The 15423-nt window shown below is 59.6% G+C and carries 11 protein-coding genes; 5 read left to right on the top strand and 6 right to left on the bottom strand.

All coding sequences use genetic code 11. The features are described from left to right. Positions 1 to 35 precede the first annotated feature (35 nt). Together ACVW0B_RS03805 and ACVW0B_RS03800 are read right to left on the bottom strand one after the other, a co-directional pair. Positions 36 to 176, bottom strand: coding sequence for a hypothetical protein (locus tag ACVW0B_RS03805; RefSeq protein ID WP_414412508.1), 141 nt, complete (start codon positions 174 to 176; stop codon positions 36 to 38). Then, entirely contained in the window at positions 151 to 807 is a 657-nt protein-coding gene (locus tag ACVW0B_RS03800) for a CpcT/CpeT family chromophore lyase (RefSeq protein ID WP_457402255.1), read from the bottom strand. The genes ACVW0B_RS03805 and ACVW0B_RS03800 overlap by 26 nt, the downstream gene beginning before the upstream one ends. 719 nt (positions 808 to 1526) lie before the next feature. Between ACVW0B_RS03800 and rlmN the strand changes: the two genes are divergently transcribed. Continuing rightward, positions 1527 to 2585, top strand: coding sequence for a 23S rRNA (adenine(2503)-C(2))-methyltransferase RlmN (rlmN, locus tag ACVW0B_RS03795; protein ID WP_457490983.1), 1059 nt, complete (start codon positions 1527 to 1529; stop codon positions 2583 to 2585). Between the two features lie 27 nt (positions 2586 to 2612). Here the strand turns inward: rlmN and ACVW0B_RS03790 are convergent, their stop codons facing one another. Next, complete coding sequence (locus ACVW0B_RS03790; protein WP_457490982.1) at positions 2613 to 4415, bottom strand: aminopeptidase P family protein; 1803 nt, start codon at positions 4413 to 4415, stop codon at positions 2613 to 2615. 157 nt (positions 4416 to 4572) lie between these two features. After that, on the bottom strand, positions 4573 to 4947 hold the full coding sequence (locus tag ACVW0B_RS03785; RefSeq protein ID WP_011432658.1) for a rhodanese-like domain-containing protein: 375 nt from the start codon (positions 4945 to 4947) through the stop codon (positions 4573 to 4575). A gap of 120 nt (positions 4948 to 5067) precedes the next feature. Here ACVW0B_RS03785 and ACVW0B_RS03780 point away from each other — a divergent pair, with 120 nt between their 5' ends. Both ACVW0B_RS03780 and ileS read left to right on the top strand, forming a co-directional pair. Continuing rightward, a complete protein-coding gene (locus ACVW0B_RS03780; RefSeq protein ID WP_414330578.1) occupies positions 5068 to 5982 on the top strand; it encodes a Cif family virulence factor in 915 nt (304 codons plus the stop codon). 828 nt (positions 5983 to 6810) lie between these two features. Continuing rightward, complete coding sequence (ileS, locus tag ACVW0B_RS03775; protein WP_457491005.1) at positions 6811 to 9594, top strand: isoleucine--tRNA ligase; 2784 nt, start codon at positions 6811 to 6813, stop codon at positions 9592 to 9594. Positions 9595 to 9757: 163 nt separating this feature from the next. Here ileS and ACVW0B_RS03770 read toward each other — a convergent pair whose 3' ends face one another. Next, complete coding sequence (locus ACVW0B_RS03770) at positions 9758 to 11128, bottom strand: dihydroorotase (protein WP_457490981.1); 1371 nt, start codon at positions 11126 to 11128, stop codon at positions 9758 to 9760. Positions 11129 to 11130: 2 nt separating this feature from the next. Beyond that, positions 11131 to 12522 carry a histidine phosphatase family protein gene (locus ACVW0B_RS03765; RefSeq protein ID WP_457466326.1) on the bottom strand — a complete coding sequence of 464 codons (1392 nt, stop codon included), beginning with the start codon at positions 12520 to 12522 and terminating at the stop codon, positions 11131 to 11133. Between the two features lie 343 nt (positions 12523 to 12865). Between ACVW0B_RS03765 and murQ the strand changes: the two genes are divergently transcribed. Together murQ and ACVW0B_RS03755 are read left to right on the top strand one after the other, a co-directional pair. Then, a complete protein-coding gene (murQ, locus tag ACVW0B_RS03760; RefSeq protein ID WP_457490980.1) occupies positions 12866 to 13795 on the top strand; it encodes an N-acetylmuramic acid 6-phosphate etherase in 930 nt (309 codons plus the stop codon). Between the two features lie 21 nt (positions 13796 to 13816). Then, positions 13817 to 15103 (top strand): recombinase family protein, encoded by a 1287-nt coding sequence (locus ACVW0B_RS03755; protein ID WP_457490979.1) that lies wholly within the window; start codon positions 13817 to 13819, stop codon positions 15101 to 15103. Positions 15104 to 15423 lie beyond the last annotated feature (320 nt).

Below are 15423 nucleotides of genomic sequence, written 5' to 3'. Positions count from 1 at the left end.
GAGGCCAGGCCAATCGCGTAAGCGGGACGGAGTCCTTACAGCCGGTAGCGCATCGCGTTTTCCCAGGCCAACCGCAGGGTTAGCCAGACCAACTCTCGCCGGGAACGCCGTCCTGACGACGCGAACGGGATCCCCAGCGCCCGCAGCTGCTCAACCAGTTGCTCCAACAGCCTCATGGTTCAGCACTTCAGCCCACTGCGGTAGGTACTGGGAAAAATCTTGCTTTTTGACAAACCGAAAAGGCCCGGATAGGGATCCCCAGATCACTTGATCGGTCTCCGGATCCCGACCTTGATCCAAGCTGTGAAAGTAGTCGGCTCCGATCTCAAACTCGCTGTACAAATAGGTGGTTCTGCCTTTGCGTTCAACAATACAGCCTTTGCCGGGCAGGCTGCGGCCCCGATAGCAGGATCCCGTCCATTCCACCTGGGTGACACAGCCGGGCAAGAGTTCCAACTCCGCTGCTGTCAGACCGGCCAATTTCCCCTTCGCGTAAGCGTTGCTTAGCAACAACTCCCGACCGGCGCACCTGTAGGAGTCAGGAGCTGTCAGAGCATAGTTTTGAATCCGGATCCCATCTGGAGTATCGAAGAGGTGGATCACCCGCTGTCGGTAAGGCTGCTCAGGATAAATGTCGTACAGTTGCTCCACGTAAAACCCCACCCCCTGCAACACCGACCAAGGCAAGGGGCATTGGTACACATGAATGTTGGCAAACCAGACGGGCTCTGCGAGCGCCTGCTGCAGGTTGTTGAAGTGCCCTGCCATCCAGGTGGCCAGTTGGGCCAGTTGGGGGGAAACAGACATAGGTTCAGATGGATTCAATGGATTGAAATCGAGAAGATTCAGATCGAGCGCTCCTGATCCTGCAGACTTTGTCCAACTGTCAGGGACTCCGTCCCGATGGCGCACTCCATAACACACTCTACAAAACTACACCAGGGAATAGCTTGGTAGCCCTGTACTTGAGTGCGGGGTGGAAAAGCCCTTGGGCAACTTGATTTAAGGGAATTTAAGGGATTTAAGAGAGCATTGTTGCTTACCGTCACCCGCCCTGTCTCTGGCGGAGTTGTTGCCATGGGCAGGGGAACCGCAACCCTGTGGCGACGAGGCCGTTCGCGCCACTCGGACGGAGTTCTTGAAGGGGATTGGGTTGCAGGGACAGGCTAGAGTAGAGGAGCCGGACTCCTGTGCCTGATACATTTACGCTGAACACTGCTGAACATCACTGTTCAACTATGCAGCGATAGCATTCTGCTTGTTTCCATTCGCGTTAGCGGGACGGAGTCCAAACAGAATGGCGGTATCCCGCAAAGCTTTGAGTAGAATACCCAAAGCGCAGTTTCCGTGTCGTCTTACTACCAATTTTCTGCTTTGCTTTGGCTACCATGTTGGCAGACTCGAAAGTAAACAGAAAGATCAACTGGTAGTAATCCGTACTGAACATATTATACATTATTTTCAGTATAGTTGAGCTTATTATTGACTAGAGTCATGCTCTTGAGATCTCGTCTAAGATGGTATTGATGTCGGCCCTACCCATTCCGCTGCTGGGGCAATCCTTGTCTGCTCTGAAAGACTGGGCGGTTGCCCAAGGACAGCCGGCCTATCGCGGGCAACAACTGCATGCTTGGATCTACCAAAAAGGGATCCGCTCCCTGGAACAGGTGACGGTGTTTCCTAGGGCTTGGCGAGAGGCGGTGCAAAGCTACCCAGTGGGACGCTCGCGCATTGTGCAGCGGACAGAGGCCCGCGATGGTACTGTGAAGTTTCTGCTGGGGTTGGCGGATGGGCAGTTGATCGAAACGGTAGGGATCCCAACGGCCAAGCGTCTGACGGTCTGTGTCTCTTCTCAGGTGGGCTGCCCGATGGCCTGCGATTTCTGTGCCACCGGCAAGATGGGCTACCGGCGCAACCTAGAGCTGCACGAGATTCTGGATCAGGTGTTGACGGTGCAGGAAGATTTTGGCCGTCGCGTCAGCCATGTGGTCTTTATGGGCATGGGGGAACCCCTGCTCAACCGCGATACGGTGGTGCAAGCCATCCGTAGCCTGAATCGAGATATCGGCATCGGCCAACGGCACATCACCCTCTCGACGGTGGGCGTACCCCGGCAAATTGCCTGGCTGGCGCAGCAGGATCTGCAAGTTACCCTGGCCGTCAGCTTGCATGCCCCCAATCAAGACCTGCGGCAACGGTTGATCCCTTCGGCAGCCCACTACCCTCTGGACACTCTGATCCAGGATTGCCGCGACTACATGCTGCGCACCGGGCGGCGAGTCAGTTTTGAATATACCCTGCTATCGGGGGTCAACGACCTGCCCATTCATGCCCGCCAACTGGCGCAATTGCTGCAGCAGGCCAGCCGGTCAGGGGTGCAACTGCACGTGAACCTGATCCCTTACAACCCTATCTCTGGAGCCGACTATCAACGCCCCCACCCGGCACGAGTCAAAGCGTTCGTCCGCCAGCTTGAGCAACACCAGGTGCGGGCCACCGTGCGCCAAACCCGTGGTTTGGATGGCAATGCCGCATGTGGTCAACTGCGGGGATCCTTCCTGCGTTCTTTGCCAGGGGATTTGTAATCGCCGCGCAACGCTTGCGCGAGTACATCAGCTCAGTCCGCAGGCGCGTCGTAACCAGGCGGCATCCTGTTCTGGCAAGGTGGCGTGGTGCATGGCGTAAACCTGCTGGTGATACTCGTCCAGCCAGGCTCGCTGCGCCTCGTTCAACAGTTCCCAATCGATTAAGCGCCCATCAAAAGGGATCCAAGTCAGGGAGCGAAAGCCCATCCAGCCCTCGGGCTCGGGAATGGCAATCACCTCGTAGAGGTTCTCCAGGCGGATCCCACCCCATCCCGGCTGGTAGTAGCCCGGCTCAATGCTGTTGATCATGCCCACTTTGAGAGGGGTGCTGGCGCGGCGGTGGATCCCGTTGGGCCCCTCGTGGACATTCAAAAAGGCGCCGACACCGTGGCCGGTGCCATGGCCGTAATCCAGCCCGGCCTGCCAAAGGGTGGAGCGGGCGATCCCATCCAACGAGACTCCATAGGTGTCGGGGGGGAAGATCTGGCGGGCGCATTGAATGTGGGCCTTGAGCACCTCGGTATAGCGCCGCTTGCACAAGGGATCCGCGGGTTGCGGGCTAATCCAAACGGTGCGGGTATCGTCGGTGGTGCCCCCCAAGTAGTGGGATCCGGAGTCCAACAAAAACAGTTCGCCCGGCTGCAGCAGCTTTTGGGGATCCGGAGTGCCGTAGTGGATGATGGAGCTGTTGGCTCCTGCCCCGGCAATGGTGTTAAAGCTCAGGCCCACCCACTCCCCTTCCTCCCGGTAATGGGCCTCCATGATGGCGGCCACATCGGCTTCGCTGATGGGGATCCCCTGTTGGATTTGCCGGTCGATCCAGGCCAGGGTACGGATCTTGGCCCGGCTGGCTTTGCGGTTGGCCAGGCGCATCTGTTCCAGCTCGGTGGGGTTTTTCACGGCCTTGAGGGCTTCTACTGGGTGCTCCAGCTCGCGGCAGCTCGCATCCTGCAGCAGCTCCTGGGTGCCCTGGGTGGTCTGCTTGGGATCCAAGCCCACCGGCGCATAGCTCTTGGCCCATTGGGGCAGTTGTTGGCTGTAGGTCTCGTAGGGCCAGAGTTCCACCCCGGCTTCTGCCAGAAATTGCCGAGATGGGGGACTGAGCCGCTCCAGATCTGTGAATAGAGCCGCTCTATCTAGGCTGACCAAAGCATAGGCCCAAAACACTGGGTTGTAGGGGATGTCGGATCCCCGCAGGTTAAACAGCCAGGCCACCTGATCCAATTTGGTCAGGGGCAACAGTCCCACCCGCTTGCGGCGCATCTCCTGCCGGACTTGGGCCAGCTTTTCTGCAGGGGTGGCCCCGCTTAGGTGGGTGGGTACCGAGTCAATGGGCCGGTCAAAGGGAGCGACAGGAGCGGATCCCTGAGCCAGCTTATCCACCAAGTTTTCCATGACCGGGATCAAGAGCACCCCTCCCGCTTGGGCATGGGCCTGCAACTGGCGATAGGTGGCCACCGCCACCGTAAAGGGATCCACCCCCAGGCGAAAGCCGGATCCCAGCTCTTCCACAATCTCCATCAGGCTGGGCTGATTCGGCAGACCTCCTTTGATCACTGTCAATAGATTGGGATCCACCTCCCGCTCCGCCTGTTCGTGATAGCGGGGATCCACCCACAGCCAAGCCCTGTCCCGGGTGATCAAGGCATCCCCCACCGAGCCGGTAAAGCCTGTGATCCACTGACGCCGCTTGCGATGTTCCGGCAAATACTCGTTGAGATGCTCATCGGCAGAGGGAACCCAAAAGCCATCCAGATCTTGTTCTCGCAGAAGCTGGCGCAACTGCTGCAAACGGGCAGCAACATCCAGGCGGGGCAGGGTTTGGAGCATGGCAGAGGGGTAAAGCTAAACGGCCAGGCTATCGCCATTCTAAACAAGGTTGGGCCGCCCCCACTTCCCGCCTTCAGTGGTCGGCCATTTCAGATAGCAGCCAGATAGCAGCCAATACCTCCCTCTTCCTATGGGTGAGGGAAGAAATCCGCCAGCTCTAGCGCTCCTCAGGAAAACCCGCTTCCCGCCAAGCCCGCATGCCCCCATCCATCGAGATCACCCGACGATAGCCCATTTTCTGTAGGTTATCGGCTGCCAACGCCGAACGAAACCCGCCGCCGCAGTACAGGACGATCTCCGCTTCTTTGTCGGGGATCACCCTCTCGATGTCCCGCTCAATGATCCCTTTGCTCAAATGGATGGCTCCGGCAGCGTGGCCGGCTTGCCACTCCGACTCTTCCCGCACATCCACAAAATAGAAGGGATCCCCTTGCAGTTGTTTTTGCCTGACCTGCTCGACTGTCAGTTCTTGGATGCGGCTTTTGGCCTCGTTGACCAGGGCCAAGAAAGCTGGAGAGTGCTGGGGAGCCATGGAGAACAGGCGCTATGAGCCAAAGCTTATTCCAATCGATCTTATCTGGTCTGGACTTTGGGATCCCAACTGCCCTAAGGCTAGACTGGGATCCAGATTTGCCGGCTGGAGGCCCATGGCTTGAAATCCCGATCTAACTTTCCGCAACTGCTTTGGCCCCTTGCTCTGGCCGTGAGCTGGAGCATCCCCCTTGGATTGACAGCCGGTCACGTCAGCCGGACGGAGTCCTCGGCTTGGGCCCAAGCTGCCCCGATGCCCCTAGAAAGTGGGATCCAGCGGCAAGTTTCCAGCCCACCGCCAGCCGCCCTGGTGGAGTGGCTAAGCCAGCAGGTGGCCGCCGCCAACCGGCGGGATTTGCCAGGGGTGATGGCCGGCTACAGCCCCGACTTCCGCCACCGAGATGGGCTAGACCGGGAAGAGGTGGAAGGTGCCATCCGCAAGCTGTGGAGCTCTCATCCCAAGCTCACCTATTCGGCCCAGATCCTCTCCTGGCGGCAGGTGGGCCCTGAGATTGTTGCCGATATTCTCAGCCAAGTAGAGGGATCCCAATCCTCGGTGCGGGGGGACTTTCAGGTAGAAGCCTCTGCCCTGGTGCGCAATCGCTATCGCCCGGATCCAGCCAATCCCGGACAACTGCTGTTGATTGACCAAGAAGTGCTGCGGGAGGCCAGCACCCTCACCTCTGGATCTGCCCCTCCCACCGTCACCTTGAACCTGCCGGAGGTGGTCAAACCGGGATCCACCTATTCGCTGCAGGCGATTGTGGCAGAGCCTCTCACCCACTCTTTGTTGTTGGGCGCCGTTGCCGAACAACCCGTTGCCGGGGCGGGCTACCCAGAGGTGACCTCGTTTGCTCTCGAACCTCTACAGGCCGGAGGGATCTTCCTACAGGCAGATGCTCCGCAAGAACCCCGTTCTGAGTGGATTTCTGTGATGTTGGTTAACCAAACCGGCATCACGCTGGAGAGTCGGCGTCTTATCGTCAGCGATCGCTTGGCTCTGGAGGGATCCCTGGCCATCCCCACCGTCCCTTAGGAAATCTTCAGGATGATGAGGAATGGCTCTGGGGTAATCTGGACAGGCAGTTGAGCTTGTTAAGATGGGAAACTATGCGCCCCTCAGCTTGTTTGCTTTCTGGTGCTGGCCCTATTTTTGAGCGGTTGCGATAGCGGCGACTCCCTTGGTGCTCCGGTGGTGGATCGCCCCACTCCTGCCAGCAATTGACCGAACAATCCCGAGGGGTCTCGAAAGGTTGGGTCGAGGTGTCTTGAAAGGACCCAACCTCAAGAAACATTGACATCTTTAGACGCCCGTCCATTCCAAGCCCCGCTACAGCTATCTGCAAAACTATCCGCTCTCTCCCACCCCCAAGGCAACAACAGGCGGTCAGGGAAAGAGCGGTCTAGCGGGCCTTCAACTGGAACCTGACTGCCGGGAGGAACTCCAAGCGAGCCAGAACGTGAAGACTCTTCAGCAGACTGAAGGATCTAAGTTCAGACCGTTAGAGAACAGCCCCGGCGCACAGCCGGCTGAACCCAACTTGACGACCCTTACAACTACTACTATCTGGCATCCGCAGGAACCTCCCTTACTAAACGACACCCTGAGACTAGCACAAATCTTTTCTTGTTTTCTCGATCAGGGAGTTCATGCGGTGGTTTGTTGGAGCCGTTTGAGAGCTCCAGGCGCTCTGGGTGACCGTGGGCTTCGGATCCCCTGTCCCACAAGAGGGGTGAGGGATGGACTGCTGAGGATAAGGCAACAGCGTAGGATAGAAGGACGCCCTCTAGTTGGCTCGAGTTGCCGTGGACTACAGCCGTGGACTACAAAAGTACCCTCAACCTGCCCCAAACTCAGTTTCCCATGCGGGCAGAGGCCGCCAAGAGAGAACCCGCCATTCAAGCCTTTTGGCAGGAAGAGCAAATCTACCAGCGCCTTGCCGACCACAATCCTGGGGATCCCTTTGTCCTGCACGATGGACCGCCCTACGCCAATGGCGATATCCACATGGGCACCACCCTCAACAAGATCCTCAAGGACATTGTGAACAAGTACCACATCTTGCAAGGGCGCAAGGTGCGCTACGTGCCCGGCTGGGATTGCCACGGCCTGCCCATCGAACTGAAAGTGTTGCAAAGCCTCACCCCGCAGGAGCGGGAAAACCTCACCCCTCTGCAGCTGCGACAAAAAGCCAAGGAGTACGCCCTGCACTACGTTGATGTGCAGCGGGCCAGTTTTCAGCGCCTGGGGGTATGGGGATCCTGGGATCGGCCCTACCTGACGCTGTCGCCGGAGTACGAAGCCGCACAGATTGAGGTGTTTGGACAAATGGCCCTCAAGGGCTACATCTACCGCGGCCTCAAACCCGTCCACTGGAGCCCCAGCTCCCAGACGGCTCTGGCGGAAGCGGAGCTGGAGTACCCCGACAACCACATCTCCCCCAGCATCTACGTGGCCTTTCCCCTGCAGAGCCTGAGCCCGGCGGCGCAGCCGGTTTTGGAGCCTTTCATGCCGGGCCTGCGGGCAGCCATCTGGACCACCACCCCTTGGACGATCCCGGCCAACCTGGCTCTCTGCTTTAACCCCAAGCTCACCTATGCAGTTGTGGAGTCTCCCCGCTTCGGCCTGCTGTTGATCGCCGCCGATCTGCGGGAGCGGCTGGAGAAGGTTCTGGAGACGCCTCTGGAGATCAAGGCCACCCTGCCGGGATCCGCCCTGGAATACAGTCAAGGACGGCACCCCCTCTTTGACCGCGCCAGCCTCTGCGTGCTGGGGGACTACGTCACCACCGAGTCCGGCACCGGCATTGTGCACACAGCTCCGGGGCATGGGGAAGATGACTTCAAAACCGGCCAAAAGTATGGTCTGCCCATTCTCAGCCCTGTGGACGATCAGGGGAGATTTACCGCCGAGGCCGGATCCCAGTTTGCCGGGTTGGATGTGCTCTCCAAGAAGCCGGAGACCAGCGGCAATGCTGCCGTGATCCAGGCTCTGCAGGCTGCGGGGGCTTTGCTCAAGGAAGAGCCCTACAACCACAAATATCCCTACGACTGGCGCACGAAAGAGCCAACGATTTTCCGGGCCACCGAGCAGTGGTTTGCGTCTGTAGCTGGCTTCCGGGAGCTGGCCCTGCAGGCCATTAAAACCGTGAAATGGATCCCGGCCATCGGGGAGAACCGCATCACTGCTATGGTGTCGGAGCGCTCGGATTGGTGTATTTCCCGCCAGCGGGCTTGGGGCGTGCCCATCCCCGTCTTTTACGACGAAGAAACCGGCGAGGTTCTGCTCACCGCCGAGACCCTCGACCACATCAAGGCCATTTTTGCCCAAGAGGGATCCGACGCCTGGTGGAAGCGCCCGGTGGAGGAGTTGCTGCCGGAGAAGTACCGCCACAATGGCCGCACCTACCGCAAAGGGATGGACACCATGGACGTGTGGTTTGACTCCGGCTCCTCCTGGGCGGCAGTGGCCAAGGCCCAAGGGCTGGGCTACCCGGTGGATCTGTATTTGGAAGGCTCCGACCAACACCGAGGCTGGTTCCAATCCAGTTTGCTTACCTCCGTGGCCGTCAACGGCCATGCCCCCTACAAGGCGGTGCTCACCCATGGGTTTGTGCTGGACGAGAAAGGCCAGAAAATGAGCAAGTCCCTGGGCAATGTCATCGATCCGCTGGTGTTAATTAACGGCGGCAAAGATCCCCAGACGGATCCCGCCTACGGGGCGGATGTGCTGCGCCTGTGGGTCTCCAGTGTGGACTACTCCGGGGATGTGCCGCTGGGTAAGACCATTCTTGGGCAAATGGCGGATGTATATCGCAAAATCCGCAACACAGCTCGCTTTTTGCTGAGCAACCTCTACGACTTCAATCCAACTCAGGATGCCGTTCCTTTTGAAGCCTTGACGGAGCTAGACCGCTACATTTTGCACCGCCTGCACGAGGTGGGATCCGAGATCGGCGAATCTTTTGCCAGCTATCAGTTCTACCGCTTTTTCCAGGCGATTCAGAACTTCTGTGTGGTGGATCTCTCCAACTTTTACCTGGATATTGCCAAGGATCGCCTCTACATTAGCCATGCCCAAAGTCTACGGCGGCGCCAATGTCAAACGGTGCTCTCCCTGTTGCTGGAGAACTTGGCCAAGGCCATCGCCCCCGTTCTCTCCCACCTGGCCGAAGAGATTTGGAGCCATCTGCCCTATCCCAAGCCCACCCGTTCGGTGTTTGAGGGGGGGTGGATGAAGCTGCCGGAGCACTGGCGGGATCCCCAGTTGGCGGCCATTTGGGAGCAGCTGCGAGAGGTGCGCCAAGAGGTGAACAAGGCTCTGGAGCAAGCCCGTACCGGTCGCGTTAGCGGGACGGAGTCCTTTAAGCCCATCGGCGCTTCCACCGAGGCCAAGGTAATCCTGAAGGTAGCGGATCCCAGCCTGTACGCTCTTTTGCAGGAGCGGTCTGCCGAGTTGCGCTACTTGTTCATCACCTCACAGGTGGAACTGGAGAAAACCTCAGGTCAAGGCTTGGAGGTCTCTGTTTTTCCGGCTGACGGCCAAAAGTGCGTGCGCTGCTGGAACTATTCCACCCGTGTGGGGGAATTTGCCGAACATCCAGAGCTGTGTGAGCGTTGTGTAGCCGCTCTGGCCGGGGAGTTTTGAATTTTTGAATTAAGGACTCTGTCCCACTGAGGCAAGCGGATCTCGGTCTTGATCATTATTTTTTTATTTTGAATTGGCTCTTTCTCCAAGCGGACTCTGTTCGCGCTAGCGGGACGGAGTCCTTAAACATCCGCCGGACAGGTCTTGTCGGCCTTCTTCGGGATCAAGGGGCAGAGCTGCGGGATGGGATCCCCTCGACATGGGTGTGCAACACCTTGCCGCACAGGGTTTTCTCCAGCCAGGGAGTCGCTGGCGATCGGGAGTGGAGGGTGGCAACAGAAACCGTCCAAGGGTGGGTGGGATCAAACAGCACCCAGTCGCTGTGGGGGGTAAGGGTGGGCGGATCTAGGTTTAGGCAGCGGGCCGGGTACAGGCTGAGGGCAGACCACAGTTGCAGCGCCGTCAGGGATCCCGTTTCTACCAAATGGTGCCACAGCAGCGGCAGAGCCAGCTCCAGGCCCATCGCCCCCGGCGGGGCATCGGCAAAGGGCAGGGTTTTCTCTTCATGGGTGTAGGGGTGGTGATCCGTAGCGATCCCCAAGTTGCCGGAACGGATCCCGGCGATCAGAGCCTCCCGGTCGCCAGCGCTGGGAAGAGGGGGCAGAAGGCGAAGGTGGGGATCGTAGCGGTGCTCAAAGACGGCCTCTTCGGACAAGATCAGGTGCATCCAAGTGGCGCTGGCGGTAACCGGCAGTCCTTCGGCTTGGGCCTGTTGGATCAGCTCCAGGCTGCGGGCTTGGCTCAGGCGCATAATATGCACAGGCGGAGGGGAAGGAACGCTCCTGATCACCTCCAAGAGACGGGCCAGAGCGGCAGTTTCGGCACTGGCAGGGATCCCTTTCAGCCCCAGGCGCAGCGCCCAGATCCCTTCGTAAAGGCTGCCTTGCCCGGCCAAGGTGGGATCCCAGGCCCAGAGCAGCAGGGGTTTATTCTCCAGCCGCAAATACTCCAGAGCCCGCCGCACCAAAGCCAAGGAGCGCAGTGGCTGAACCTCTGCAAAGCCAACTGCTCCCGCTTGCGCCAGTTCTCCCCAGGGGGTTGGGGTTTCTCCCTGGCCACCCACGCTCAGGGCAGCCCAGGGCAGCCAGCGGGGATCCCCACGTTGGCGGGGGTAGCGGTTCAGGTGTTCCGGGTGATCCAGCACCGGAAATAGGCCGGTTCCAGGAAGGGGGGTGGGCAGAAGCCCCACCTGGGTAAAGCCTCCCGCCAAAGCCGCTGCAGCCAAAGAGGTCAGGGTTTCCCGACTGTGGGCCAGAAAGTGCTCCGCACCGCTTACGCGACCGCTGCCAACCATCTCGCCGCTGTGGGCATACAGATCCAGCAAACCCGGCCCCACTACCCAACCTGAGCCATTGATGGTGGGGATATCGGCAGGGATCCCTGCCGGCTCGGTGGCCCGCAGACGACCCTCCTGCAACCACACATCGGTTACTTCATCCCGCTGGCGCCAAGGATCCAACAGGCGCACTCCCTGGAGATGCACATTTTGTCCTGTTAGTCGTCCTGTTAGCTCGCGGAGAGGAGAGGATCCCATCTTCACAAAGCTCCGGCAGTGGTGCAGTCCAGGATCTGGCCGGACAGATGGGTGGTGAGGTTCAACACCTTTAAAACCGGGGCACCCTCCTTGCCTTCTGGATAGTCGATCACCGTAATGGCGCCATTCCCCTGCTTGAAGATCCAAAAGGCTTGGGGGGAAAGGTCGAACAACTGACAGATGATCGCCTTGTTGATGGCATCGTGGGCAACAACAACCGCCGTGCCCTGAGGAAACTGGGCTGCGGTGATGGCCAAAAGCTCCTGCCAAGCGGAGCGAGTGCGCTCCCACACCTGGTGAAGGTTTTCCCCATTGGGCATCTGCACACTGGCGGGATCCCGTTGCCAGCGCTCCAGCTCGCCGGGGTATTCGGCTTCGACTTCGCTTTGCAGCTTGCCCTCCCAGTCGCCGTGGCAGATCTCTTGCAAGTCGGGCATTGGGCGCAAAATGAGGTTGCTGTGGTTGCTGCAGATGGCATCGGCTGTGGCCCAAGGGCGCTTCAGGGGGCTGGAGAAGGCCAGTTGCAGAGGTTGAGTGGCCAAAAATTCTGCCACCTTGGCTGCCTGTTCCTCCCCGGTGGCATTGAGGGGGATATCCCGCTGCCCTTGAAAACGGCGCTCTCGGTTCCATTGGGTTTCCCCATGCCGCACCAGCAAGATGCGCATCCCCTGCTTGCGCTTGGGCAGGGCTTGGCCGAGGTGAGCGGTGATGTTCAGAGATTCCAGTTGTGGCGGCCCCTGCAGGCCCTCGGGAAAATTGAGAACGCTGATGGCGCAGTTATCCTGCCCAAGGCGGTGATAGTGGTGTGGCCCCAGGCCGATGGCGGTGCTGACCAGGGCGCGATTGATGCCGCTGTGGCCCACGATGAGGATATTGAGGGTCTGTCTCTGGGAGGGATCCGCTCCATGGTTCCAGGGGCCCGAAGCCGATTGCAGATGGAAAGCCAGCATTTCCCAAAACCCCTGCGCCTGCTGCCAGAGATCCCGCACCGGAAAGCGGCCCTCCAGCTCCAGGGTGTCGGGATGGTGCCGCCACAGGTGGTAATCTTCGGGGTATTTCTCCTGCACCTCGGCAAAGGTCAGCCCTTCCCAGGCCGTCAGGTCGATCTCCCGCAGTTGATCGGTAACGTGCAGAGGGATCCCTTCTCGGTCTTTCAAAATGACGCGAGCGGTATCGAGGGCGCGAGACAGGGGGCTGCAATAGGCGCAATCCAACGGGATCCCGGCCAGGGCCTCGGCTACACGCTGCGCCTGCACTTCTCCAGTGGGGGTGAGCCGGGAGAGATCGGAGCGGCCTTGGATGCGATTTTCCAGGTTGAAGGTGCTCTCACCATGGCGCACGATCAAGATGCGCAGGGCAGGCTGGTCGCGGTAGCGGGACGGAGTCCTTGCCATCGCTTGCATGGACTTACTCATCGCAGTAGCGGGACGGAGTCCTTAGAACACCTTCTAGAGTACCGCCACCTGGCAGTGCTTGCCTTCCTCAATTCACCGGTTTGGCTGCGGACTGAGGGGTGCTTGGGCTGGTTGCCGCCGGTGATGAGGGCATCCTGGGAGAAGGACTACCGTGGCCGTGCTGCGTTCCCGTTGGCAGGGGTTTTGGCGGGAATGGATGCTGGCGACGCTGTTGGCGCAGTTCTTCTTCCGTTTACTGATCCCTCAAGAGATCCCTTGCCACCGCTAGATAGAATCTGAGGGGACAAAACTTGGGATCCCTCTCCCCTAAGCAAGCACTGCTATGGATTCTCCACAAGTGGCCGGGGATCCCGGATCCCTGACCGAAAGCCCCAACCCGGCTACAGCCGAGATCGACCGTCTCAGCACCTTGGAACTGGTGAAACGGATCAACGCCGAGGATCGGCAGGTGCCGGAAGCGGTGGCTGCTCAGGCGGAGCCGATTGCCCAAGCCATCGATGCCATTGCCGAGCGGATGAGTCGCGGCGGGCGGCTGATCTATATCGGGGCAGGAACCTCAGGTCGGCTGGGGGTGCTGGATGCGGCTGAGTGCCCGCCCACTTTTGGCACTTCCCCCACCCAGGTGGTGGCTTTGATTGCCGGGGGGGAAAGGGCCCTGACCCAGGCGGTAGAAGGCGCAGAGGATGACGCGGAAGCGGCTGCCCGCGCTCTGGAGAGTCTCCACCTCCAAGCTCAAGATAGTGTTGTGGGAATTGCTGCCAGCGGTCGTACCCCCTATGTGCTGGGTGGGATCCAAGCCGCCAGAAGTATTGGGGCGCTCACGATTGGCCTGGCCTGCAATCACCCTTCCCCGCTAACCGAGCAGGTGGATATTGCTATTGCCCCTTTGGTGGGGCCGGAGGTAATCCTCGGATCCACCCGCATGAAAGCCGGCACAGCCCAAAAGCTGGTGTTGAACACGATCTCCACCGGGGTGATGATCCGCTTGGGCAAGACTTATGGCAACCTGATGGTGGATCTCCAGGCCAGCAATGCCAAGCTCAAGCAGCGGGCGGAGCGAATGGTGGCCCTAGCCTGCGATCTGGATCCCGCCGCGGCTGCCCAATTGCTGCAGGCTTGTGATGGAGAGGTGAAAACCGCGATCCTTGTGGCCTTGATGGGGTGCTCTGCTCAGGAAGCTCGTCAGCACTTGCAACAGGCCCAGGGCAACATTCGCCAGGTGCTTGATTCCGTTCTGGCGCAGCGGCGGTGACAATAGTTGAATGGCTTGTCCATGAGCGTTTGCGGCTACCTCTACACGCCTTCCCATGCTCCTTTGCCGGAACAGGAGTTGGCCTGGCTCAAGTTGCGAGGGGCCGATCCCATCCTGCACGATTGGGGATCCCGAACTCATTTGGAGGAGCTGTTCCGACGCATCACAGCCGGCTTGGTGCAGGAAGTGCTGCTCTTGCGCCTGTCGGATCTGGGGGATCGGGCGGATGAAATTCACGAGCGGCTGCTGCAACTCCAACACTCCGGGATCCGCCTCAGCTTGGTCACCGAATCCGGCCTGCAAACCCCCACCAAGGCTGCCGATTGGATCCCCCTGCTGGCCGAGATCCCCCATCAGTTGCAAAGCCGCCGCCTCTGCTGCAGCCAAGCCCAAAACCGCCTGGCGGGCAAACCCCCCCCTGGCCCTGCCCCCTTTGGCTACCGCCGCGAAGGGGAACGCTACGTGCTGGATCGCCGGCAGGCCAGCATCGTTCAGGATTTTTTCCAGCACTTTCTCCTCTACGGATCCCTGCGGCAGGCGGTGCGCTTCTTGGAGGAAAAACACCACAAGCGGATTTCTGTGGCCACCGGACGCAACTGGCTGCTCAACCCGGTATACCGCGGGGATCTGGCCTATGCCGACGGCACCACCCTGCGGGACACTCACCCGGCCCTTCTCAGCCGCACGGAAGCCGCCCAGATCGATCGCTGGCTCAAACGCAACCAAGGGATCCCGCGTCGCAGCGCCAGTGCTCCCCGCGCTTTGGCCGGCCTGGTTCATTGCTGCGCTTGTGGCAGCCTTCTGCGCATTGTGCAAACCACCCCTCGCAAGGGGAAAAAGAACGGATCCCCCTACCTCTATCTGCGCTGCCAAACCTGTCGCTACAGCCTCCCCTACACCGAAGTCCTGCAGGAGGTGATCCGGCAGGTGTGCGAACAACTGCCCCAACGCGCCCAGACGCTGGATCGACAAGCCCTCACCCAAGTCCGCCAAGAGCTGCAAGCCCAAATCCAGGCCAACGCCGAGCGGCTGCGGCAATTGGAAGAGCTGCAGCAATCTGGACTAATGGACGAGGCCTCCCTGGCCCAGCGTCGCTACCAGTTGCGAGCAGAGACGGCCCGCTTGGCCCAAAAGCTGGAGCAACTCCCCCCCGCCAACCTCACCCAGACCATCCAAACCCTCTCCATCCCGCCCTTCTGGCAAGACCTCAGCGAGACCGAACGGCGTGCCTACCTGCGGGAATTCCTGCGCAGGATCGAGGTGGATTCTGCAGGAGCGGTGCGAGTTACGTTTGCCTTTGATCCCTGAGAGCGAAGGATTCCCCCCACCTTCCCCCCAGAATTGAGACCATTCTTGATTCTTTCTCAGCCCAGACCTGCCTCAGCGCCAAGCCAAGAGGACGGGATCAGCGCCATGGCATAGCTGAATCCTTCCCGATTTGGGTGAATTGTCATCTGGGATTGTTTTCTTTTGATCACTGATGAAAGTATATCTAAAACTAAAATCGGGAAAAACATCAAAAATCGACTTGAGAAGCCCTGGGAACTTTCTTAGGAGCATTTGCAAGATCTGGGAACTTCTAGCTTTTTGAGGGATCCACCTTTATCCTTCGCAACAGTTCTCAGGGG

Source organism: Thermostichus sp. MS-CIW-23 (genome assembly GCF_054059455.1).
Note: the sequence above shows the minus strand (reverse complement) of the source record. Positions and strands in the feature narration are given on the sequence as shown.